At 42.6% G+C, this 22,047-nt stretch carries 34 protein-coding genes; all 34 read left to right on the top strand.

Translation table 11 applies throughout. The annotated features are described in order from the left end of the window. Positions 1-30 precede the first annotated feature (30 nt). The 34 genes from rpoC to Q1A04_RS10210 all read left to right on the top strand — a co-directional run bounded on the left by rpoC (position 31) and on the right by Q1A04_RS10210 (position 22,029). Positions 31-4,356 (top strand): DNA-directed RNA polymerase subunit beta', encoded by a 4,326-nt coding sequence (gene rpoC, locus Q1A04_RS10375; protein WP_299705069.1) that lies wholly within the window; start codon positions 31-33, stop codon positions 4,354-4,356. 6 nt (positions 4,357-4,362) lie between these two features. After that, positions 4,363-4,680 (top strand): DUF3467 domain-containing protein, encoded by a 318-nt coding sequence (locus Q1A04_RS10370; RefSeq protein ID WP_299705066.1) that lies wholly within the window; start codon positions 4,363-4,365, stop codon positions 4,678-4,680. 105 nt (positions 4,681-4,785) lie between these two features. Next, positions 4,786-5,202, top strand: a complete 417-nt coding sequence (rpsL, locus tag Q1A04_RS10365; RefSeq protein ID WP_115565639.1) for a 30S ribosomal protein S12 — start codon at positions 4,786-4,788, stop codon at positions 5,200-5,202. A gap of 19 nt (positions 5,203-5,221) precedes the next feature. Beyond that, the gene (gene rpsG / locus Q1A04_RS10360; RefSeq protein ID WP_007654316.1) at positions 5,222-5,689 is read left to right on the top strand and encodes a 30S ribosomal protein S7; all 468 of its coding nucleotides are present in this window, start codon (positions 5,222-5,224) and stop codon (positions 5,687-5,689) included. Between the two features lie 3 nt (positions 5,690-5,692). After that, positions 5,693-7,795 carry an elongation factor G gene (gene fusA, locus Q1A04_RS10355; RefSeq protein ID WP_299705058.1) on the top strand — a complete coding sequence of 701 codons (2,103 nt, stop codon included), beginning with the start codon at positions 5,693-5,695 and terminating at the stop codon, positions 7,793-7,795. 12 nt (positions 7,796-7,807) lie between these two features. Then, the gene (gene rpsJ / locus Q1A04_RS10350) at positions 7,808-8,113 is read left to right on the top strand and encodes a 30S ribosomal protein S10 (protein ID WP_007654312.1); all 306 of its coding nucleotides are present in this window, start codon (positions 7,808-7,810) and stop codon (positions 8,111-8,113) included. Between the two features lie 175 nt (positions 8,114-8,288). Continuing rightward, positions 8,289-8,906 carry a 50S ribosomal protein L3 gene (gene rplC / locus Q1A04_RS10345; RefSeq protein WP_299705049.1) on the top strand — a complete coding sequence of 206 codons (618 nt, stop codon included), beginning with the start codon at positions 8,289-8,291 and terminating at the stop codon, positions 8,904-8,906. A gap of 1 nt (position 8,907) precedes the next feature. Further along, complete coding sequence (rplD, locus tag Q1A04_RS10340; protein WP_299705047.1) at positions 8,908-9,534, top strand: 50S ribosomal protein L4; 627 nt, start codon at positions 8,908-8,910, stop codon at positions 9,532-9,534. Position 9,535: 1 nt separating this feature from the next. Continuing rightward, positions 9,536-9,823, top strand: coding sequence for a 50S ribosomal protein L23 (gene rplW, locus Q1A04_RS10335; protein WP_299706982.1), 288 nt, complete (start codon positions 9,536-9,538; stop codon positions 9,821-9,823). A gap of 10 nt (positions 9,824-9,833) precedes the next feature. Beyond that, entirely contained in the window at positions 9,834-10,658 is an 825-nt protein-coding gene (gene rplB, locus Q1A04_RS10330; RefSeq protein WP_299705045.1) for a 50S ribosomal protein L2, read from the top strand. A gap of 3 nt (positions 10,659-10,661) precedes the next feature. Then, a complete protein-coding gene (gene rpsS / locus Q1A04_RS10325; protein ID WP_076420878.1) occupies positions 10,662-10,940 on the top strand; it encodes a 30S ribosomal protein S19 in 279 nt (92 codons plus the stop codon). Between the two features lies 1 nt (position 10,941). Then, positions 10,942-11,337 carry a 50S ribosomal protein L22 gene (gene rplV, locus Q1A04_RS10320; RefSeq protein ID WP_299705041.1) on the top strand — a complete coding sequence of 132 codons (396 nt, stop codon included), beginning with the start codon at positions 10,942-10,944 and terminating at the stop codon, positions 11,335-11,337. Positions 11,338-11,341: 4 nt separating this feature from the next. Continuing rightward, on the top strand, positions 11,342-12,097 hold the full coding sequence (gene rpsC, locus Q1A04_RS10315) for a 30S ribosomal protein S3 (protein ID WP_299705039.1): 756 nt from the start codon (positions 11,342-11,344) through the stop codon (positions 12,095-12,097). A 30-nt stretch (positions 12,098-12,127) separates the two neighbouring features. Continuing rightward, the gene (rplP, locus tag Q1A04_RS10310) at positions 12,128-12,550 is read left to right on the top strand and encodes a 50S ribosomal protein L16 (RefSeq protein WP_101444077.1); all 423 of its coding nucleotides are present in this window, start codon (positions 12,128-12,130) and stop codon (positions 12,548-12,550) included. Positions 12,551-12,553: 3 nt separating this feature from the next. Then, on the top strand, positions 12,554-12,754 hold the full coding sequence (gene rpmC, locus Q1A04_RS10305; RefSeq protein WP_191184365.1) for a 50S ribosomal protein L29: 201 nt from the start codon (positions 12,554-12,556) through the stop codon (positions 12,752-12,754). A 15-nt stretch (positions 12,755-12,769) separates the two neighbouring features. Further along, a complete protein-coding gene (gene rpsQ, locus Q1A04_RS10300; RefSeq protein ID WP_299705033.1) occupies positions 12,770-13,027 on the top strand; it encodes a 30S ribosomal protein S17 in 258 nt (85 codons plus the stop codon). Between the two features lies 1 nt (position 13,028). After that, a complete protein-coding gene (gene rplN, locus Q1A04_RS10295) occupies positions 13,029-13,397 on the top strand; it encodes a 50S ribosomal protein L14 (RefSeq protein ID WP_076420876.1) in 369 nt (122 codons plus the stop codon). A 20-nt stretch (positions 13,398-13,417) separates the two neighbouring features. Then, positions 13,418-13,741 carry a 50S ribosomal protein L24 gene (gene rplX / locus Q1A04_RS10290; RefSeq protein ID WP_299705028.1) on the top strand — a complete coding sequence of 108 codons (324 nt, stop codon included), beginning with the start codon at positions 13,418-13,420 and terminating at the stop codon, positions 13,739-13,741. A 1-nt stretch (position 13,742) separates the two neighbouring features. Next, positions 13,743-14,297: a 50S ribosomal protein L5 gene (gene rplE / locus Q1A04_RS10285; protein ID WP_299705026.1), complete on the top strand. Its 555-nt coding sequence runs from the start codon at positions 13,743-13,745 to the stop codon at positions 14,295-14,297. Positions 14,298-14,302: 5 nt separating this feature from the next. Then, positions 14,303-14,572 carry a 30S ribosomal protein S14 gene (rpsN, locus tag Q1A04_RS10280; RefSeq protein WP_191184369.1) on the top strand — a complete coding sequence of 90 codons (270 nt, stop codon included), beginning with the start codon at positions 14,303-14,305 and terminating at the stop codon, positions 14,570-14,572. 89 nt (positions 14,573-14,661) lie between these two features. Next, positions 14,662-15,060, top strand: a complete 399-nt coding sequence (rpsH, locus tag Q1A04_RS10275; RefSeq protein ID WP_299705019.1) for a 30S ribosomal protein S8 — start codon at positions 14,662-14,664, stop codon at positions 15,058-15,060. Between the two features lie 14 nt (positions 15,061-15,074). Further along, positions 15,075-15,629, top strand: a complete 555-nt coding sequence (gene rplF / locus Q1A04_RS10270; RefSeq protein ID WP_299705016.1) for a 50S ribosomal protein L6 — start codon at positions 15,075-15,077, stop codon at positions 15,627-15,629. A gap of 8 nt (positions 15,630-15,637) precedes the next feature. Then, positions 15,638-15,988: a 50S ribosomal protein L18 gene (rplR, locus tag Q1A04_RS10265; protein ID WP_299705013.1), complete on the top strand. Its 351-nt coding sequence runs from the start codon at positions 15,638-15,640 to the stop codon at positions 15,986-15,988. Positions 15,989-15,993: 5 nt separating this feature from the next. Beyond that, the gene (gene rpsE, locus Q1A04_RS10260) at positions 15,994-16,512 is read left to right on the top strand and encodes a 30S ribosomal protein S5 (protein WP_040573757.1); all 519 of its coding nucleotides are present in this window, start codon (positions 15,994-15,996) and stop codon (positions 16,510-16,512) included. A gap of 5 nt (positions 16,513-16,517) precedes the next feature. Then, complete coding sequence (rpmD, locus tag Q1A04_RS10255) at positions 16,518-16,697, top strand: 50S ribosomal protein L30 (protein ID WP_007654273.1); 180 nt, start codon at positions 16,518-16,520, stop codon at positions 16,695-16,697. Position 16,698: 1 nt separating this feature from the next. Next, positions 16,699-17,145 (top strand): 50S ribosomal protein L15, encoded by a 447-nt coding sequence (gene rplO, locus Q1A04_RS10250; RefSeq protein WP_299705002.1) that lies wholly within the window; start codon positions 16,699-16,701, stop codon positions 17,143-17,145. 5 nt (positions 17,146-17,150) lie between these two features. Further along, positions 17,151-18,467 carry a preprotein translocase subunit SecY gene (gene secY / locus Q1A04_RS10245; RefSeq protein WP_299704999.1) on the top strand — a complete coding sequence of 439 codons (1,317 nt, stop codon included), beginning with the start codon at positions 17,151-17,153 and terminating at the stop codon, positions 18,465-18,467. A 3-nt stretch (positions 18,468-18,470) separates the two neighbouring features. Further along, entirely contained in the window at positions 18,471-19,244 is a 774-nt protein-coding gene (gene map / locus Q1A04_RS10240; protein WP_299704996.1) for a type I methionyl aminopeptidase, read from the top strand. Then, on the top strand, positions 19,245-19,463 hold the full coding sequence (infA, locus tag Q1A04_RS10235) for a translation initiation factor IF-1 (RefSeq protein ID WP_007654265.1): 219 nt from the start codon (positions 19,245-19,247) through the stop codon (positions 19,461-19,463). Positions 19,464-19,468: 5 nt separating this feature from the next. Further along, entirely contained in the window at positions 19,469-19,585 is a 117-nt protein-coding gene (gene rpmJ, locus Q1A04_RS10230; protein ID WP_007654264.1) for a 50S ribosomal protein L36, read from the top strand. Between the two features lie 9 nt (positions 19,586-19,594). Beyond that, entirely contained in the window at positions 19,595-19,972 is a 378-nt protein-coding gene (rpsM, locus tag Q1A04_RS10225; protein WP_299704982.1) for a 30S ribosomal protein S13, read from the top strand. Positions 19,973-19,981: 9 nt separating this feature from the next. Beyond that, a complete protein-coding gene (gene rpsK / locus Q1A04_RS10220) occupies positions 19,982-20,374 on the top strand; it encodes a 30S ribosomal protein S11 (RefSeq protein WP_018476863.1) in 393 nt (130 codons plus the stop codon). Positions 20,375-20,396: 22 nt separating this feature from the next. Then, a complete protein-coding gene (rpsD, locus tag Q1A04_RS10215; RefSeq protein ID WP_299704963.1) occupies positions 20,397-21,002 on the top strand; it encodes a 30S ribosomal protein S4 in 606 nt (201 codons plus the stop codon). 37 nt (positions 21,003-21,039) lie between these two features. Continuing rightward, complete coding sequence (locus Q1A04_RS10210) at positions 21,040-22,029, top strand: DNA-directed RNA polymerase subunit alpha (protein ID WP_299704959.1); 990 nt, start codon at positions 21,040-21,042, stop codon at positions 22,027-22,029. Positions 22,030-22,047 lie beyond the last annotated feature (18 nt).

Genomic DNA, 22,047 nt, shown 5'->3' with positions numbered 1-22,047 from the left:
TATTCATTGTATCGACATTATTATAATAATATGGCATTTGCAAAAAACAAAAAGCTAACTCAGGACTTCTCCAAAGTAACGATCAGCTTGGCTTCCCCAGAGTCGATTCTGGAGAGATCAAATGGCGAGGTTACAAAGCCTGAGACAATCAACTATAGAACCTATAAGCCTGAAATGGGCGGTCTATTCTGCGAAAGAATATTCGGACCCGTAAAGGACTGGGAATGCCACTGCGGAAAGTATAAAAGAATCAGATATAAAGGTATCATCTGCGACCGTTGCGGTGTGGAAGTTACTGAAAAGAAAGTGCGCCGTGAGCGTATGGGCCACATTGAACTGGTAGTTCCTGTAGCACACATCTGGTACTTCAAATCTCTTCCGAATAAAATAGGTTATCTGTTAGGCTTGCCAACTAAGAAGCTTGACCAGATCATCTACTATGAAAGATATGTAGTAATCCAACCAGGTATTCTGGCAGAAGACGGTGTGAATACACTCGACTTCCTGACTGAAGATGAGTACTTGGATATGATTGACAAGCTCCCGCGTGAGAACCAGATGTTGGACAACAACGATCCAAATAAGTTCATCGCGAAAATGGGAGCTGAGTCATTGCAGATGCTATTGGAGCGTACGAACTTGGACGACCTGTCCTACGAGCTTCGTCACGCTGCCGCTCACGAGACATCGCAGCAGCGTAAAGCTGAGGCATTGAAGCGTCTTCGTGTAGTGGAAGCATTCCGTGATGCAACAACAAGAATTGAGAACAGACCAGAGTGGATGATCATCCGCATGGTGCCTGTTATTCCACCAGAGCTTCGTCCGCTAGTTCCTTTGGACGGCGGCCGTTTCGCAACCTCTGACTTGAACGACCTTTACCGCCGTGTTATTATCCGTAACAACCGTCTGAAGCGTCTGATCGAGATCAAAGCCCCTGAAGTGATTCTCCGTAATGAGAAGCGTATGCTACAGGAGGCGGTTGACTCCCTGTTCGACAACTCACGTAAAGTGAACGCTGTGCGTGCAGAAGGTAACCGTGCGCTGAAGTCGCTCTCTGACATGCTGAAAGGTAAGCAGGGACGTTTCCGTCAGAACTTGCTTGGTAAGCGTGTTGACTACTCTGGCCGTTCGGTAATTGTAGTTGGTCCTGAACTGAAGCTGCATGAGTGCGGTCTGCCAAAGAACATGGCAGCTGAGCTTTTCAAGCCGTTCATTATCCGCAAGCTGATCGAAAGAGGTATCGTAAAGACTGTAAAGTCAGCAAAGAAAATTGTGGACCGCAAGGACCCTGTTGTTTGGGATATTCTGGAAAACGTGCTGAAAGGCCATCCAGTACTCCTTAACCGTGCTCCTACGCTCCACAGATTAGGTATACAGGCATTCCAGCCAAAACTGATCGAAGGTAAGGCAATCCAGTTGCACCCATTGGTGTGTACGGCATTCAACGCCGACTTTGACGGTGACCAGATGGCGGTGCACGTTCCACTTGGACCTGCAGCTGTACTGGAAGCCTCTATGCTGATGCTTGCTTCGCACAACATCCTGAACCCTGCTAACGGTGCACCTATTGCTGTACCTTCTCAGGACATGGTACTTGGTTTATACTATGTATCAAAAGGAAAGCGTAGCACAGAAAATGAAACTATACCTGGTGAAGGCATGAGCTTCTACTCTGCGGAGGAAGTTATTATTGCGATCAACGAAGGCCGTCTTTCTAAGCAAGCTTACATTAAAGTAAGAGCTAAAGTAAAAGATGAAAAAGGTGAACTGGTAACGAAACTAATCGAGACAGTAGCCGGCCGAGTTATCTTCAACCAGTTTGTACCGGAAGAGGTTGGATACATTGATGAGCTGTTAACGAAGAAAAAACTTCAGCAGATCATCTCAAGAGTATTCAAGGAAACGGGTATGGCCCGTACCGCTCACTTCCTAGACGATATCAAAACACTAGGATTCCAGTCTGCTTATAAAGGCGGTCTCTCAATGGGTCTGGGTGATATCCAGATTCCAGCAGAGAAGGACATTCTAGTAGCTCAGGCTAAGAAAGATGTAGATGCCGTATGGCAGAACTACTCGATGGGTCTGATCACAGACAACGAGCGTTACAACCAAGTAATCGATATTTGGACTCGTATCAACAACCAGATTACTGAAACGTTGATGCGTCGTTTGGAGAATGATGATCAAGGCTTCAACTCGATCTTCATGATGATGCACTCAGGTGCTCGTGGTTCAAGAGAGCAGATTCGTCAGTTGGGTGGTATGCGTGGTCTGATGGCTAAGCCACAGAAATCATTGCAGGGCTCAGTTGGTGAGATTATCGAAAACCCGATCCTTTCTAACTTTAAGGAAGGTCTGGATGTAATCGAGTACTTCATCTCAACACACGGTGCTCGTAAAGGTCTTGCCGATACAGCCCTTAAGACTGCCGATGCTGGTTACCTGACTCGTCGTCTGGTAGACGTATCGCAGGACGTAATCGTGAACGAGGAAGATTGCGGTACGCTGAGAGGTCTGGAAGTGAGCGCACTGAAAGACAACGAGGATATCGTGGAGTCTCTATCTGAGCGTATCCTTGGTCGCGTGACAGTACATGATGTATATGACCCGATCACCAATGAGCTGATTGTAGAGTCTGGTGATGAAGTTACTGAAGAAGTAGCGCGCGCCATCGAAAACACAGCCATTGAAACAGTAGAGATTCGCTCAGTACTTACGTGCGAATCGAAGCGTGGTATCTGTGCTAAGTGCTACGGCCGTAACCTGGCAACAGGATTTATGGTGCAGAAAGGTGAGGCTGTTGGTGTAATTGCCGCACAGTCCATCGGTGAGCCAGGTACACAGCTGACACTCCGTACGTTCCACGTAGGTGGTACGGCATCTAACATTGCGGTAGATGCCATGATCAGAGCGAAGTTCGCCGGTAAGATCGAGTTCGAAGATGTTCGTACAATCGACACCATCAATAATGAGGGTGAGCCAGTGAAAGTAGTGATGGGACGTTCAGGAGAGGTGAAGATTGTAGATACAGCCACTGGAAAGCTGCTAATTAGCAACCACGTACCTTACGGCTCTTTCATAACTGTAAACGAAGGACAGGTAGTTGAAAAAGGAGACCAACTGTGTGTTTGGGATCCATATAACGCCGTTATCCTTTCTGAGTTCGATGGTGAGATCGCTTACGAATCGATCATTGAAGGTATAACATACCGTGAAGAGTCGGATGAGCAGACAGGTTACCGTGAGAAGGTAATCATCGATACAAAAGATAAGACGCAAAACCCAGCCATTATAGTGAATCCGAAGAGTGGAGAACCGAAGGGTTACAACATTCCGGTAGGAGCTCACTTAACGGTGGAGAACGGCGAGAAAATCAAAGCCGGTCAGATTCTGGTGAAGATACCACGTGCAATCGGTAAAACCCGAGACATTACAGGTGGTCTTCCACGAGTTACGGAATTGTTTGAAGCTCGTAACCCATCTAACCCGGCGGTAGTTTCTGAGATCGATGGTGTCGTGACTTATGGTAGCGTGAAGCGTGGTAACCGTGAAATCTTTATTGAGTCGAAAGACGGCGTGAAGAAGAAATACATGGTGCCGCTTTCTAAGCACATCCTTGTACAGGACAATGACTTCGTGCGTGCAGGTATGCCACTTTCAGATGGTGCGATCACACCAAATGATATCCTGAATATTCAGGGACCGGGCGCTGTACAGGAGTATCTTGTGAATGAAATTCAGGAAGTATACCGCTTGCAGGGTGTGAAAATCAATGACAAGCACATTGAGGTGGTAGTTCGCCAGATGATGCAGAAAGTGGTAATCATCGATGCAGGTGACACAAGCTTCTTGGAGCATCAAGTAGTAGACAAGATCAACTTCATGGAAGAGAATGATCGCATTATCGACATGAAAGTTGTTGAGGAAGCAGGAGATTCGTCAAACATGAAGCCTGGACAGATTGTGACAGCAAGAAGACTGCGTGATGAGAACTCCAGTCTGAAGCGCCGCGACTTAAAATTGGTGACAGTGCGAGATGCTTCTCCAGCTGTATCAAGACCAACTCTGCAAGGTATCACACAAGCATCTTTGGGTACGCAAAGCTTTATCTCTGCGGCTTCATTCCAGGAGACTACAAAGGTACTGAGCGAAGCAGCTATCAAGGGTAAGGCAGATGAACTGCTCGGTCTGAAGGAGAACGTGATCGTTGGTCACCTGATCCCAGCCGGTACAGGTCTTCGTGACTACCAAAACTTAATTGTTGGTAGCCAGGATGAGTACGATGCACTGGTTGAGTCCAAGAAGTCTGGTGTGGGAACCCGCGCTAAGCAGCAGGAACTACAAAACAATAGATAATCAGGTATGGCAGAAGAGCTGAAAAATCAGAATCAAATTAACATAGAGTTATCTGAAGAGATAGCAGAAGGGGAGTATGCCAACTTGGCAATGATTGCCCATTCAAGTGGTGAATTTGTGATTGATTTTATAAGACTGATGCCAGGTCTGCCAAAAGCAAAAGTAAAATCAAGAATCGTTATCACGCCAGAGCATGCCAAGAGATTGTTGGCGGCTCTGGCCGATAACATTCAGAAATTCGAAAGCAGCTTTGGCGAGATAAAGCCGGCAAATGAAGCTCCTTCTTTCCCAATGAACTTTGGTGGAACAATGGGGGAAGCCTAAGGTGCTAATAATTAATGGATTAAAATTTTGAATTTGCAAAGTGATTTTCCTACCTTTGCAGACCAAATTTTAGAGTGAAAAAAATCTATAATTAACAAATTATAAATGCCTACTATACAGCAATTAGTAAGAAAGGGAAGAGAGAAGTTAACTTCAAAGTCGAAGTCTCCAGCCCTAGATTCATGCCCACAACGTCGTGGTGTATGTACAAGAGTGTACACAACCACTCCTAAGAAGCCAAACTCAGCTATGCGTAAGGTAGCTAGAGTAAGACTTACAAATGGAAAAGAGGTTAACGCCTATATTCCAGGTGAAGGACACAACCTTCAGGAGCACTCTATTGTGCTTATCAGAGGAGGTAGAGTGAAAGACCTTCCAGGTGTTCGTTATCACATCGTACGTGGTGCGCTGGATACTGCCGGTGTAAGCGGTCGTCTACAGTCACGTTCTAAGTATGGTGCTAAGAGACCTAAGCCAGGACAGCCAGCCGCTGCAGCAGGTAAAGGTGGAAAGAAAAAATAATTGATAGAATAATATTACAATGAGAAAAGCAAAGCCTAAAAGTAGAGTTCTCCTTCCTGATCCAAAATTCAAAGAGACCTTAGTAACACGTTTCGTTAACTATCTGATGGAAGATGGTAAGAAAAGTATTGCTTATGGAATCTTCTATGATGCTGTAGAATTAGTAGAGCAAAGAACGAAAGAGAACGGCCTTGAGACTTGGAAGAAAGCATTGAACAATGTGATGCCAAGCGTAGAGGTGAAAAGCCGCCGCGTAGGTGGTGCTACTTTCCAAGTGCCGACTGAGGTTCGTCCGGACCGCAGAGTATCTCTTGGTATCAAGTGGATGATTTCTTACGCTCGCAAGAGAGGTGAGAAGACAATGAAAGACAAATTGGCTGGCGAGATTATCGCAGCTGCAAAAGGTGAAGGTGCTGCCGTGAAGAAGAAAGACGACACGCACAGAATGGCCGAGGCAAACAAAGCATTCTCACACTTTAGATTTTAATTAATGGCAAGGGACTTAAAATACACACGTAATATTGGTATTGCAGCTCACATTGACGCTGGTAAGACCACGACAACAGAGCGTATTCTTTACTATACAGGTAAATCTCACAAATTAGGTGAGGTTCACGAAGGTGGAGCTACCACTGACTGGATGGAGCAGGAGCAAGAGCGTGGTATCACTATTACTTCCGCAGCTGTAACTGTAAACTGGCCGTACAGAAATAACGACTATCATATCAACATTATAGACACGCCAGGACACGTTGACTTCACAGTAGAAGTAAACCGTTCATTGCGCGTTCTAGATGGTCTAGTTTTCCTTTTTAGTGCTGTAGATGGCGTAGAGCCTCAGTCAGAGACAAACTGGAGACTTGCAGATAACTATAAGGTAGCCCGTATCGGTTTCGTAAACAAGATGGACCGTTCTGGTGCTGACTTCTTGAATGTTTGTCGTCAAGTAAAGGAAATGCTAGGCAGCAATGCTGTGGCACTTCAATTACCAATCGGTTCTGAAGACAACTTCAAAGGTGTAGTTGACTTAGTAAACTTCAGAGGTATTGTTTGGAATGAGCAAGATAAAGGCATGACCTTTACGGAAGTTCCAATTCCAGACGATATGCTGGAAGAAGCAGAAGAATACAGAGAGAAACTTCTGGAAGCTGTTGCTGATTACGATGAGCGATTGATGGAGAAATACTTCGACGATCCTGCATCAATCACAGAAGACGAAATACTTGCCGCTCTTCGCGCTGCAACTATCGATATGGCGATCGTGCCAATGCTTTGCGGTTCATCATTCAAGAACAAAGGTGTTCAGACAATGCTTGACTATGTAATGGCGTTGCTTCCATCACCGGTAGACAAAGAGAGCATTATCGGTACAAACCCAGATACGGGTGAAGAAATAGCAAGAAAGCCATCAGAGACTGATCCATTTGCTGGTCTTGCATTTAAAATTGCGACTGACCCTTATGTAGGTCGTCTATGCTTCGTGCGTGCTTACTCAGGTGTGCTTGATTCTGGTTCTTATGTATACAACTCTCGTTCTGGCAACAAGGAGCGTATCTCAAGAATCTTCCAGATGCACGCGAACAAGCAAATCCAGATTGACAAGTTGCAAGCTGGTGATATCGCGGCAGTAGTAGGCTTCAAAGACATCAAAACAGGTGATACACTTTGCGACCAAGGTGCCAAAATCGTTCTGGAGTCAATGGAGTTCCCTGAGCCAGTAATTGGATACGCTATCGAGCCGAAAACACAAGCTGACTCTGATAAAATGGGTATGGCGATTGCCAAACTTGTTGAAGAAGATCCAACTCTTCAGGTTAACACTGATGAGGAAACCGGACAAACAATCCTTAGAGGTATGGGTGAGCTTCACTTGGAGATCATCATCGACCGTATGAAGCGTGAATTCAAGGTTGAACTGAACCAAGGTGCTCCACAGGTAGCTTATAAAGAAACAATCACCAAGTCAGTGGAGCACAGAGAGGTGTTCAAGAAGCAGTCTGGTGGTCGTGGTAAGTTTGCCGATATCGTGTTCACAATGGGACCACGTGAAGATGGCAAACAAGGTTTGGAATTCGAAAATGCTATTGTGGGTGGTGTTATTCCAAGAGAATTCATCCCAGCGATTCAAAAGGGTTTTGAAGAAGCCATGAAGAATGGTATTCTAGCAGGCTTCCCAATCGATTCAATGAAAGTTCGTCTTTTCCACGGTTCATTCCACGACGTTGACTCTGACTCACTTTCTTTTGAACTGGCTGCACGTCAAGGCTTCAAAGAAGCAGGCAAGCAGTGTGCTCCAAAACTACTCGAGCCAATTATGGCGGTTGACGTAGTTACTCCGGATGAGTACACAGGACCAGTAACTGGTGACCTGAACAGAAGAAGAGGTATCATGAAAGGAATGGATACAAAAGGAACTTCTACAGTTGTTAAAGCTGATGTTCCACTTTCAGAACTGTTTGGTTACGTAACTGACCTACGTACAATTACTTCAGGTAGAGCTACTGCATCGCTTACTTTCGCTCACTATGAGCAAGTACCGCAAAACTTGGCAGATGGCATCATCGCAAAATTAAAAGGAACTGCAGCTAAATAGTAGTAAAAGATAATGAATCAGAAAATTAGAATTAAGCTTAAGTCTTACGACCACAACCTAGTAGACAAGTCTTCAGAGAAGATTGTAAAAGCTGTAAAGGCTACTGGAGCAATCGTAAGCGGTCCAATTCCTCTGCCAACAGAGAAGGATAAATTCACTGTACTGCGTTCACCACACGTGAACAAGAAGTCAAGAGAGCAGTTTCAGCTTTGTACTTATAAAAGACTTGTAGATATATACTCTACAAGCTCTAAAACAGTAGACGCCCTAATGAAGCTTGAGCTTCCTAGTGGTGTTGATGTTGAGATCAAAGTTTGATAAGAACTTGTGGAACTACTAAAAAGAGAACCTTCGGGTTCTCTTTTTTTATGTGCTGATTAATAATATTTTACACAAAACTTGTTAAAGAATTTTAAAATTCATTAACTTTGCACTCCCTTAGCAAAAGCTGAGGGCTAAAATCATTATATCCATCTTTTAAAAAACAAGTTGAATGCCTGGAATTATCGGTAAAAAAATCGGAATGACAAGCCTCTTCACTACAGATGGTAAATACACTCCAGTTACGCTTATTCAAGCAGGCCCATGTGTAGTTACTCAAGTGAAGACGGTTGAGACTGATGGCTACGCAGCTGTACAGCTTGGCTATGGCGAGAAAAAGCTTAAAAGAGTAACGAAAGCAGAAGCTGGTCATTACAAAAAAGCTAATACGTCAGCTAAGAAAAAAGTTGCAGAATTCGATGTAGAAGGAATTTCTCTGAATCTTGGAGATTCAGTAGATGTAAATCTATTCGAAGAAGGAGAGTTCGTTGACGTGGTAGGCACATCAAAAGGTAAAGGTTTCCAAGGCGTTGTGAAACGTCACAACTTTGCCGGTGTGGGTGGGCAGACGCACGGTCAGCACAACAGAGCAAGACACCCTGGTTCAATCGGTGCATGCTCTTGGCCATCAAGAGTTTTCAAAGGCATGCGTATGGCTGGCCGTATGGGCGGTAACCGTGTTAAGATTCAAAACTTGACGGTACTGCGTGTGATTGCAGACAAAAATCTGTTAGTAGTTAGTGGCTCTGTTCCAGGTGCCAAAAATTCTTACGTGTTAATTGAGAAATAAAATGGAGCTTTCTGTATTGAATATTAAAGGTGAGGATACAGGTAGAAAGGTGACACTTTCTGATGCTGTGTTTGGTGCTGAGCCAAATGAGCATGCAATGTATCTTGACGTAAAGCAGTACCTGGCTAATCAAAGACAGGGCACGCACAAATCAAAGGAGCGAGCTGAAGTAGCAGGTTCTACCAAGAAAATCAAGAAGCAAAAAGGAACTGGTGGTGCCCGTGCGGGTAGCTTGAAGGCTCCTCTATTTGTAGGTGGTGGTAGAGTATTTGGTCCTAAGCCAAGAAACTACAGCTTTAAACTGAACAAGAAACTTAAAGAAGTAGCAAGAGTATCAGCGCTTTCTCTTCTGGCAAAAGATAACAAAGTTTCTTTGCTAGAGTCTTTCACATTTGAGGCTCCTAAGACGAAAGAATTCAAGAGCATTCTGAGCAACCTTAAGGTAGATGGCAAGACTTTGCTAGTACTTCCTGCAGTTGATAAGAACGTTGTTCTTTCTGGCAGAAACCTGAACAAAGTAAAGATCTCAACTGCTAGCGACCTAAACACTTATGATCTGTTGAACACGGACCGAGTGCTGCTGGTAGAGGAATCTGTAAACATCATCGAAAACCTCCTAAGCGCATAATATTATGATTCTGAAAAAACCGCTTCTGACGGAAAAATTCGCTGCCATGAACGAGGTTGGAAAGTATGCTTTCGAGGTAAACATCAAAGCCAACAAAGTAGAAATCAAGAAGGCAGTTGAGAAACTATATGGAGTTACTGTTGAGAAAGTAGCCACCATGAAAACGCAAGGTAAAGTAAAGAGCAAGTATACCAAATCTGGTGCTGTTTCAGGCCGTGCGGCTTCTAAGAAAAAAGCAATCGTTACCTTGAAAGAGGGCGAAGTAATCGACTTTTACAGCAGCATATAATTAAATAACAATGGCTTTAAAGAAGTTAAGACCAACAACACCAGGTCAAAGATTCCGTGTAGCGCCAGCGTTCGATGAGATCACGACAGCTACGCCAGAGAAATCTTTGTTGGCACCGAGTAAAAAATCTGGTGGACGCAATAACTCAGGTAAAATGACTATGCGCTATTTGGGCGGTGGTCATAAGCAGAAGTACAGAGTAATAGACTTCAAACGTACAAAGCACGGTGTGCCGGCTACAGTGAAGACTATTGAGTACGATCCAAACAGAACAGCCCGCATTGCGCTCCTATTCTATGCAGATGGCGAGAAGAGCTATATCATTGCTCCTAACGGCATTCAGGTTGGAACAGAGATCGTATCAGGTCCTGGGGTTGCTCCTGAAGTAGGCAACTGCCTTCCTTTATCTGATATTCCTCTAGGTACTATAGTACATAACATCGAGTTGCAGCCTGGTCAAGGCGCAACACTTGCAAGAAGCGCTGGCTCATATGCTCAGTTAGTTGCAAGAGAAGGTCGTTATGCTACCATCAAATTGCCTTCAGGTGAGCTTCGCATGGTGCTTGTAAACTGCTACGCTACAGTAGGAACAGTTTCAAACTCTGACCATATGAACGTGAAGATCGGTAAGGCCGGTCGTAACAGATGGTTAGGTAAGCGTCCAAGAGTTCGTGGTGTTGCCATGAACCCAGTTGATCACCCTATGGGTGGTGGTGAAGGTAAGTCTTCAGGTGGTCACCCACGTTCACGTAAAGGCTTACTGGCTAAAGGTCTTAAGACTCGCAGCAAGAAGAAGCATTCTGAGAAACTTATAGTTAATAGAGGAAAGAAATAGTAAATGGCTAGATCATTAAAAAAAGGGCCTTATATTGACTATAGGCTCGAGAAGAAAGTAGACGTGATGAACGAGTCTGGAAAGAAGACTGTTATCAAGACTTGGTCACGCAGATCCATGATTTCTCCAGATTTCGTTGGACACACATTCGCAGTACATAACGGCAATAAATTCATTCCGGTGTATGTAACTGAAAACATGGTTGGACACAAACTCGGTGAGTTTGCCCCAACCAGAAACTTTAGAGGTCATATTGCTAAAAAAGATAAAGGCAAGCGATAAAATGGAAGCAGTAGCAAGACTTAAGAACGTGCCTACTTCTCCTCGCAAAATGCGATTAGTAGCAGGTTTGGTACGCGGCAAGAGCGTAAACAAAGCCCTTGGCTTATTGAAATTCGAAGCAAACTCAGGTGCTGCCAGAATCGAAAAACTTCTTTTATCTGCCTTAGCAAACTGGCAACAGAAGAACGAAGATTCTCGCATCGAAGATGCTAATCTCTTCATCAAAGAAATTTTTGTAGATGAAGGTAAAATGCTGAAGCGTCTTCGCCCAGCTCCACAAGGACGTGGATACCGCATCAGAAAAAGATCAAATCACGTGACACTCGTGATTGACAGCATGACTGAAGAGCAACTAGAGCAACAGCAATCTAAGAAATCTAAAAAAGCCAACAAGTAAGAATATGGGACAGAAAGTAAATCCGATCGGTTTTCGCCTAGGAGTTATCAAAGGTTGGGATTCTAACTGGTATGGTGGCAAAGATTTCGCTGAGAAACTGGTTGAAGACGAGAAAATCAGAAAATATATATTAGCGCGTATCCCTAAAGGTGGTATTTCTAAAATCATTATTGAGAGAACCCTAAAGCGCATCACTATCACTGTAAACACGGCCCGACCTGGTGTAGTAATCGGTAAAGGCGGTCAGGAAGTAGATAAGATCAAAGAAGAGCTAAAGAAGCTTACTAACAAAGATGTTCAAATCAATATCTTTGAGATTAAGCGTCCTGAGCTTGATGCCAAACTGGTAGGTGAGTCTATCGCCCAGCAGTTGCAGGCCCGTATCTCTTTCCGACGTGCTATGAAGCAGGCTATCGCTTCTGCGCTACGTGTTGGAGCTGAAGGTATCAAGGTTCAGGTATCAGGTCGTCTAGGCGGTGCTGAAATGGCTAGAACCGAGCACTACAAGGAAGGCAGAACTCCGCTGCATACACTACGTGCTGATATCGACTATGCTCTGTCTGAAGCTCAGACGGTGTATGGTAAGCTAGGTATCAAAGTTTGGATATTCAAAGGTGAGGTTTACGGTAAGAAAGACCTTACGCCAAACGCCGACATGGATACTAAAGGTGGACCTGGTTCACAAGGTGGTGGTGACAGAAGAGGCCGTGGCGATCGCAAGAAGCCAGATGGTGCTCCAAAGCGTAAGCGTCGCCAATAATTGATTGATAACATTATTAAGTTTTAGAAAATGTTACAGCCTAAAAGGACTAAATATAGAAAAATGCAAAAAGGCCGCGTGAAAGGTCTGGCTCATAGAGGCAGTACTATTTCATTTGGTTCTTTTGCGATCAAATCGCTAGAAGCTTCTTGGATCACAAGCCGTCAGATAGAAGCTGCACGTATTGCGATGACAAGAGCGATGAAACGTGAAGGCCAAGTTTGGATCCGTATTTTCCCTGACAAACCAGTTACGAAGAAGCCTGCAGAGGTTCGTATGGGTAAGGGTAAAGGTTCTCCAGAGTATTGGGTAGCCGTTGTTAAGCCAGGAACCATCATGTTTGAATCAGATGGTGTACCTCTGGAAGTAGCTCAAGAATCGCTGAGACTAGCTGCTCAGAAGCTACCAGTTAAAACAAAGTTTGTAGTACGTAGAGATTACGTTGAGAAATAGTATATGAAAAATTCAGAGATTAAAGCTTTGTCTTTAGAAGAGCTGAAAGAGAAGCTTAATACGGAGCAAACAACCATGCAGAACCTTCGTTTTGCACATGCTATTTCTCCGTTGGAAAATCCGATGAAAATCCGTGAGACGAAGAAACTTATCGCTCGTCTGAATACTGAGGTTCGTCGCCGTGAAATTGAAGCTAACTCTTAATACTTAATAGAAATCATGGAAGAGAGAAATCTTAGAAAAGAAAGAAGTGGTAAGGTTGTTAGCAACAAGATGGACAAATCTATCACTGTGTTAGTGGAAAGCAGAATGAAACATCCAATGTATGGTAAGTTCGTTAGCAAGTCCAACAAATTCATGGCTCACGACGAGAAAAACGAATGCAACATCGGTGATATCGTGCGCATTCAAGAGACGCGTCCTCTAAGCAAGAACAAGAACTGGCGTTTAGTAGAAATTATAGAAAGGGCGAAATAAAATGATACAGCAGGAATCAAGATTGAACGTAGCCGACAACAGTGGTGCAAAAGAAGTACTTTGCATCCGTGTTTTAGGTGGTACTGGCAAAAAGTACGCTTCTATCGGTGATAGAATCGTTGTAACTGTAAAGTCAGCCCTTTCCTCTGGAAACGTTAAGAAGGGAACTGTTTCTAAAGCAGTTATTGTAAGAACAAAGAAAGAGATCAGAAGAAAAGACGGTTCTTATATCCGTTTCGACGACAATGCCGCTGTTCTTCTGAACGCTAACAACGAGCCGCGTGGTACACGTATCTTCGGACCGGTTGCACGTGAGCTTCGTGAAAAGCAATTCATGAAAATTGTTTCGTTGGCACCTGAAGTTCTTTAATCATTAATTCAGACATCAAGATGAATAAGAAAAAACTTCATGTAAAGACTGGCGATACGGTTAAAGTAATTGCCGGTGACGATCGTGGTAAGACAGGCCGCATCACAGCTGTTAATATTGAGAAGCAAAGAGTAACAATTGAGGGTATCAACATGGTGACAAAGCACGCTAAGCCAAGTGCCAAAAATCCTCAAGGTGGTATCTCTAAAATTGAGGCTCCTATCCATGTTAGCAATGTAGCTCTGGTTGATGCTAAGACAGGTGAAACTACAAAGGCTGGCAAAAGAAAGAACAGCGAAGGTAAAACAGAGCGTTATTCTAAAAAATCAGGAGAAGTAATCTAATATGGCAACTGCAAGATTAAAAGAAAAATATCAGAAGGAGGTTGTACCTGCCCTGAAAGAAAAGTTCCAGTATAAGAACGTAATGCAGGTGCCTAAGATCACAAAGATCTCCATTAACAAAGGTATAGGCGCTGCTGTAGCTGACAAAAAGCTAGTTGATATTGGGGTTGAAGAACTTACAACTATCGCCGGCCAGAAAGCTGTAGCTACTATCGCTAAGAAATCTGTTTCAAACTTCAAGCTTCGCGAAGGTATGCCAATTGGTGCCCGTGTTACGCTTAGAGGAGAGAAGATGTATGAGTTCTTGGATCGTCTGTTAACTATCGCTCTGCCACGTGTTCGTGACTTCAGAGGGGTAAATGACAAAGGTTTTGATGGGCGAGGCAACTATACACTTGGTGTAAAAGAGCAGATCATCTTTCCTGAGATCAGCATTGACAAAGTTAAAGCCATTAGTGGTATGGACATAACCTTCGTAACAACTGCTCAAACTGATGAGGAGAGCTACGAGTTGCTTAAAGCGTTTGGTATGCCTTTCACTAATATTAAGAAATAAGAAAAATGGCTAAAGAAGCAGTAAAAGCTAGAGAGCTTAAAAGACAGAAGTTAGTAGCAAAGTACGCTGCGAAGCGTGCTGAACTGAAAGCTAAAGGAGATTACGAAGCACTTGACAAGCTTCCTAAGAACTCATCTCCAGTAAGGTTACATAACCGTTGCAAGCTTTCTGGAAGACCACGTGGATATATGAGAAAATTTGGTATCTCGCGTGTAGTTTTCAGAGAACTGGCTGTTATGGGTAAAATTCCTGGTGTAACAAAATCGAGCTGGTAATTTTTTCTTAACATATTAAGAAAGAAGAAAAGATATTCATATCTTTGCCGCTCGCTTAGAAAAAGCGTTCAAGATTTAAGTGATTCATAATGAACTCAGATCCAATAGCAGATTATTTAACTAGAGTGCGTAACGCCATCAAAGCGAACCACAGAGTAGTTGAAATACCATCTAGCAATATCAAGAAAGAGATTACAAAAGTATTGTACGACAAAGGCTATATTCAAAGCTACAAATTTGAAGATGCTGAAGTACAAGGTACAATTAAGATCGCTCTGAAATACAACCCCACCACTAAGCAATCTGCTATTGTGAAACTTGAGAGGGTTAGTAAGCCAGGGCTTCGTAAATATACCGGAAATGACAATTTGCCACGCGTTTTAAACGGTCTTGGTATTGCAATATTGTCAACTTCCAAAGGTGTAATGACTGAAAAAGAAGCCAAGTCACTGAATGTAGGTGGTGAGGTATTGTGTTACGTTTACTAATAGGAGGATAGACAATGTCACGAATAGGAAAATTGCCAATCACTCTGCCTGCAAACATTGAGCTTTCTGTAGCGAAGGATAACGTTGTTACAATAAAGGGTCCTAAAGGTTCACTTTCTACAGCTGTTGATAAAGACATTATTGTAAAGCAGGAGGACAACCAGATTGTGGTTGAGCGCCCTACTGAACAAAAGCGTCACAAGGCGATGCATGGTCTTTACCGTTCGCTTATCAACAACATGGTTGTAGGTGTAAGTGAAGGTTATAAAGAGCAACTGGAGCTTGTAGGTGTAGGTTACAAAGCCACTGTGCAGGGTAATATACTGGAGCTAGCTCTGGGCTACTCACACAATATCTTTATGACGATGCCAGCTGAGGTAACTGCTTCAGCAGTTACTGAAAAAGGTAAAGCACCAGTGATCACACTTGAAAGCAATGACAAGCAGTTGATCGGGCAAGTAGCCGCTAAAATCAGATCACTACGCAAAGTTGAGCCTTACAAAGGTAAAGGTATCCGTTTTGTTGGTGAAGTTGTACGAAGAAAAGCTGGTAAGACAGCGTCTAAATAATCATCATCATGTCTGTTAATAAAGTATCAAGAAGACTTAGAATTAAAAGAAGTATCAGAAACAAGATTTCTGGTACTTCTGCCAGACCAAGATTATCTGTTTTTAGAAGCAACAAAGCTATCTATGCACAGTTGATCGATGACACTACAGGAAAAACTTTGGCTGCTGCCTCTTCTGTGAAGTTTGATGGTGTATCCAACGCTACAATTTCTGTATCTAATCAGGTTGGAAAAGAAATAGGAGCTAAAGCTATCGAGAAAGGTATCACAGAAGTGGTATTCGACCGCTCAGGATACCTTTACCATGGTAATGTAAAATCATTGGCTGAAGGCGCACGCGAAGCAGGCCTTAAATTCTAAGAATTATGTTGAAAAATAATATTCGTAGTGTAAAGGCTAGCGAAATTGAGCTCAAGGAAAAAGTTGTAGCAATCAATCGAGTGGCCAAAGTTGTTAAAGGTGGTAGGAGATTTAGCTTCGCTGCTATCGTAGTTGTAGGTGACGGCAATGGTGTCGTGGGATACGGCTTAGGTAAAGCAAATGAAGTAACTGACGCCATCGCTAAAGGTATAGATGATGCTAAGAAAAACCTTGTAAAGGTTCCACTTTACCATCACACAGTACCTCATGCAATGGAAGGCAAATACTCAGGTGGTTTTGTCCTAGTTAAACCAGCTGCTCCTGGTACTGGTGTTATCGCCGGTGGTGCGATGCGTGCCGTTCTGGAAAGCGCAGGCATTAAAGACGTTCTTTGCAAGTCTAAAGGTTCTTCTAACCCACACAACGTGGTGAAAGCAACTTTTGACGCATTGTCTAAAATGCGTGATCCTTTGGCCGTAGCTCAGCAGCGTGGTGTTAATTTGCAGAAAGTATTTAACGGTTAATTGAGATGGCGAAAGTTACAATCACACAAGTTAAAAGCATTATTGATAGACCAAAAAACCAAAAGCTTACAATACAAGCTTTAGGTCTTGGTAAGATCAATAAATCAGTAACTGTTGAGAAGACACCTCAGATTGCTGGTATGATTAACAAGGTTCACAATTTAGTAGAAGTAAAGGACATTTAATATGTATTTGAATTCATTAAAACCTGCAGAAGGGTCTACCAAGACTAGAAAGAGAATAGGCAGAGGAACTGGCTCAGGTAGAGGTGGAACTTCTACTAGAGGTCACAAAGGTGCTAAGTCTCGTTCAGGCTACTCTCAGAAGTCAGGATTTGAAGGCGGCCAGATGCCACTTCAGAGACGAGTTCCTAAGTTTGGCTTCAAAAACTTCAACAGAGTAGAATACAAAGGAATTAATTTAGATGTTCTGGAGTCATTGGCTGCAGAAACTAATGAAAAAGTTTTTAACTTTGATTTCTTCAAGGCACACGGTTTAGTGTCAAAGAATGACAAAGTTAAAATCTTAGGTAGAGGAGAGATTACAAAAGCTGTTGAAATACATGCCCATGCTTTTTCTCAAACTGCCATATCATCTATTGAAAAAGCAGGCGGTAAAACAGTAGCCCTTTAATTTTTATGAAGAAGTTTATAACAACAATTAAGAACATTTTTGCTATTGATGATCTGAGAGTACGCATACTCAATACGATTGGTTTCATAGCTATTTTTAGATTAGGTTCTTATGTTGTTCTTCCTGGTATAGATCCCAACCAGCTTAAAGCCAACACACAAGGCATTTTTGGTTTGTTGGATACCTTCTTAGGTGGAGCATTTAGCAATGCTTCCATCTTTGCGTTGGGCATCATGCCATATATATCGGCTTCTATCGTATTACAGCTACTTACCATAGCGGTTCCTTATTTTCAAAAAATGCAGAAGGAGGGTGAGTCTGGTAGAAAGAAAATCAACCAAATCACCCGAGTTCTTACCATTATCATCACATTAGCTCAAGCTGTAGGCTTTGTTGCTACTATTAACAGTGAGGCGATTGTGGTTAATACAACCCTATTCACAATCAGTTCTATGATTGTGCTTACATCAGGTACCATATTCTGTATGTGGCTTGGTGAGCGAATTACCGATAAAGGTATAGGCAATGGTATCTCCATGCTGATTATGATCGGTATCATCTCCAGATTCCCAGGGGCAATAGTAGCTGAAGGCCTTTCCAAAGAGCTTAATGGTGCTTTGTTGTTCATCTTTGAACTGGTTGTGCTCTTCTTTGTAGTAATGTCAGTAGTGATGCTTACACAAGCTATCAGAAGAATTCCAGTACAGTATGCTAAGCAGGTGGGTGGCAGTTCTCTTTATAGTGGACAGCGTCAGTTTATTCCTCTTAAAGTGAATGCCGCAGGTGTAATGCCTATCATATTTGCACAGTCTCTTATGTTTCTACCTTCCATGATAGCATCTATCTGGGCTGATTCAAATGAGACAGCAAGTTATATTGGAGCAACATTCTCTGACTTCACTTCTTGGCAGTATAATGTGGTGTTCGGTTTAATGATTTTGATTTTCACTTATTTCTATACAGCAATAACTGTTAATCCGAATCAGATTGCTGATGATCTGAAGAGAAGTGGAGGTTTTGTTCCGGGAGTAAAACCGGGCAGAGCAACTTCAGAATATATTGATAACATTCTAACTAAAATAACGCTGCCGGGTGCTATTTACCTTGCACTGGTTGCTATCTTCCCTGCAATCGCCATGCTATTTGGTGTAACTAGAGAGTTTGCCCAATTCTATGGTGGAACGTCTCTGATTATCATGGTTGGTGTGGTACTTGATACCTTGCAGCAGATTGAAAGTTATTTACTAATGCGTCATTATGATGGCATGATGAAGTCTGGAAAGCTAAGAGGCAGAACAGAGAACATAGCCATGGTATCCTAATAAATGGTTTTTTACAAGACTGAAGAAGAAATTGAGCTAATTCGCCAGAGTGCTTTAATATTAAGTAAAGCACATGGCGAAGTAGCTCTTCTTATAAAAGAGGGTGTTTCAACGCTCACACTCGACAAAAGAGCGGAAGAGTTTATTCGAGATCATGGAGCTGTCCCATCTTTTAAGAACTATAATGGGTTTCCTTTTAGCCTCTGTATCTCAGTAAATTCTACAGTAGTGCATGGCATGCCTAGTAATTACGTTTTGAACGATGGAGACGTGATTTCTGTTGACTGTGGAGTCTATTATCAAGGGTTTCATAGTGATTGTGCTTACACCCATGGTATAGGCAACATATCAGATGAAATATCAAAGCTGCTTCAAGTTACGAAGGAGTCTTTATACAAAGGAATCGACAAAGCAGTTGTCGGTAATCGACTTGGCGATATCAGCTATGCGATTCAAGAGTTTGCAGAAAGCCATAAATATGGTGTAGTAAGAGAACTGGTAGGGCATGGAATTGGTCGTAATCTACATGAAGCTCCTGAAGTTCCTAACTACGGTAAACGTGGACAGGGACTGAAGTTGCAAAGTGGATTGGTTTTAGCGATTGAGCCGATGGTAAACTTAGGTTCTCGATATGTAGTGCAAGAAGAGGATGGCTGGACAATCCGAACGCGTGATAAAAAACCCTCTGCTCACTTTGAGCACACAGTAGTTATAAAAAAGGATAAAGCAGAAGTATTAACAACTTTTGATTATATAGATAAAGCTAAACAACAATAAATGGCGAAGCAGTCCTCTATCGAGCAAGACGGTACTATCATTGAAGCATTATCAAATGCAATGTTCCGGGTAGAGTTAGAAAATGGTCATCAGGTGATAGCTCACATCTCTGGCAAAATGAGAATGAACTACATAAAGATACTCCCTGGCGACCGGGTTAAATTGGAGATGTCTCCATATGATTTAACGAAAGGTAGAATTGTTTATCGATATAAATAAATACAATGAAAGTTAAAGCATCAGTAAAAAAGAGAAGTGCTGAATGTAAAGTTATCCGCCGTAAGGGGAAGCTTTATGTGATCAACAAAAAAAATCCAAGATATAAACAAAGACAAGGATAATTATTTATTATGGCAAGAATAGCAGGAGTAGATATTCCGGATAACAAAAGAGGAGAGATCTCTTTGACCTACATTTATGGTATAGGTCGTAATCTCTCTGTTCATATCCTTACTAAAGCCGGGGTGGATCTTGACAAAAAGGTGAAAGACTGGACCGAAGATGAAGCTAATGAGATCAGAAATATCATTGCAGCTGAAATTAAAACCGAAGGTGTTTTAAGATCAGAAGTGCAATTGCATATTAAGCGTCTTCTTGATATTGGCTGCTACCGTGGTTTGAGACACCGTAAAGGTCTACCTGTACGTGGTCAGCGCACGAAGAACAACTCGCGCACAAGAAAGGGTAAGCGTAAGACAGTAGCAAACAAGAAGAAAGCTTCTAAATAATTTTTGATCATGGCTCAGAAAAGAAAAGATAAAGCTAAGAAGCGTGTAGTTGTTGTGGAATCAACAGGCCAAGTACACATCAAGGCTTCTTTCAATAATATTATTATCTCAGTAACCAACAACGCAGGTCAAGTTATATCTTGGGCTTCTGCTGGTAAAATGGGTTTTAAAGGTTCTAAAAAGAACACTCCTTACGCTGCACAGATGGCAGCTTCAGATTGCGCAAAGGTTGCTTATGACCTTGGCATGCGTAAAGCTGAAGTTTTTGTTAAAGGTCCTGGTGCAGGTAGAGAGTCCGCCATCCGTACTGTACAGAATACTGGCATTGAAGTAACTACCATTAAAGACGTTACGCCACTTCCTCACAACGGATGTCGTCCTCCTAAACGCAGAAGAGTTTAATTAGTAAATTAGATTAAATACAATGGCAAGATATACTGGTCCTAAAAGCAAAATCTCCAGAAAATTTAACGAGGAGATTTTTGGCCCAAGCAAAGCACTAAAAAAGAAAAGCTATCCTCCAGGGATGCACGGCCGTGGCCGTCGCAAGAAGCAGTCTGAGTACGCTGTTCAGCTTGCTGAGAAGCAGAAAGCAAAATACATTTACGGTATGCTTGAGAAGCAGTTCGCTAATCTCTTCGAAAAAGCAGCTCGTAAAGGCGGTATCACAGGTGAGAACCTTTTGATCCTTCTTGAATCAAGACTTGACAACACAGTTTACAGACTGGGTATTGCTCCAACAAGAAGAGCTGCTCGTCAGCTTGTATTGCACAAGCACATCACAGTAAACGGTGAGATCGTAAACATACCTTCTTATAGCTTGAAAGTTGGTGAAACGGTGGCTGTTAGAGAAAAATCTAAATCTCTAGAAGCAATTACTACTAGCCTTTCTGTACGCAATGCGCGTCAGTTTACTTGGTTAGAGTGGGATGGAGCTGAGATGGTTGGTAAATTTGTGTCTGCGCCACAGCGTGACCAGATTCCTGAGAAGATTCAGGAGCAGCTGATCGTCGAGCTTTACTCTAAGTAAGCCGCATAATCAATTTTTAACCTTTAACACTGCAAGTATGTCAATATTAGCATTTCAAATGCCAGAGAAAGTTGTAATGGAAAAAGCCGACGACTTTCATGGTTTATTTGAATTCAAGCCGCTTGAAAAAGGTTACGGAGTAACCATCGGTAATGCTCTGCGAAGAATTTTGCTTTCTTCACTTGAAGGATACGCAATTACTAGCGTTCGCATGCCTGGTGTACTGCATGAGTTCTCGTCTGTTGAAGGCGTAGTAGAAGATGTTTCTGATATTATCTTGAACCTGAAAATGGTTCGCTTTAAGAAAATTAGTGAAGTTATCGATGACAAAATCACCGTTACTATCACTGGTCAGGATAAGTTTTTAGCTGGTGATATAAGCAAGTTCTCTTCAAGCTTTGAAGTCCTTAACCCGGAATTGGTAATCTGCAACCTCGACAAGAACATGAGTCTTGAAGTGGAGTTGACTATCCAAAAGGGCCGTGGTTATGTTCCTGCTGAAGAGAATAAGCCTGCTGATCAGGTATTCGGTCTTATTCCGATCGATGCTATCTTCACGCCTATCAAAAATGTAAAGTTTAGTGTTGAAAACACACGTGTTGAACAGAAGACTGACTATGAAAAGCTAGTGCTTGACATTCAGACTGATGGTTCAATCCATCCAGAAGATGCTCTAAAAGGTGCTGCCAATATTTTGATTCAGCACTTCATGCTCTTCTCTGACAACACCATGACGTTTGAGACAGCTAAGCCGGAAGAAGAAGAGGCTGTAGATGAAGAACTGCTGCACATGCGCAAAGTTCTTAAAACATCTCTTCAGGATATGGACCTTTCTGTTAGAGCTTACAACTGTCTTAAAGCCGCCGACATCAAAACACTTGGTGACTTGGTGCAGCTTGACATCTCTGACATGATGAAGTTCCGTAACTTCGGTAAGAAGTCACTGACTGAATTGGAGAACTTAGTGCAGGAGAAAGGCCTTACCTTTGGTATGGACCTTGCCAAATACAAATTAGAAGAAGATTAATTAATCTACGGCATAATT

It is taken from the genome of uncultured Pontibacter sp. (genome assembly GCF_947499215.1).
In the GTDB taxonomy this organism is placed as follows: Bacteria; Bacteroidota; Bacteroidia; order Cytophagales; family Hymenobacteraceae; genus Pontibacter.
Note: the sequence above shows the minus strand (reverse complement) of the source record. Positions and strands in the feature narration are given on the sequence as shown.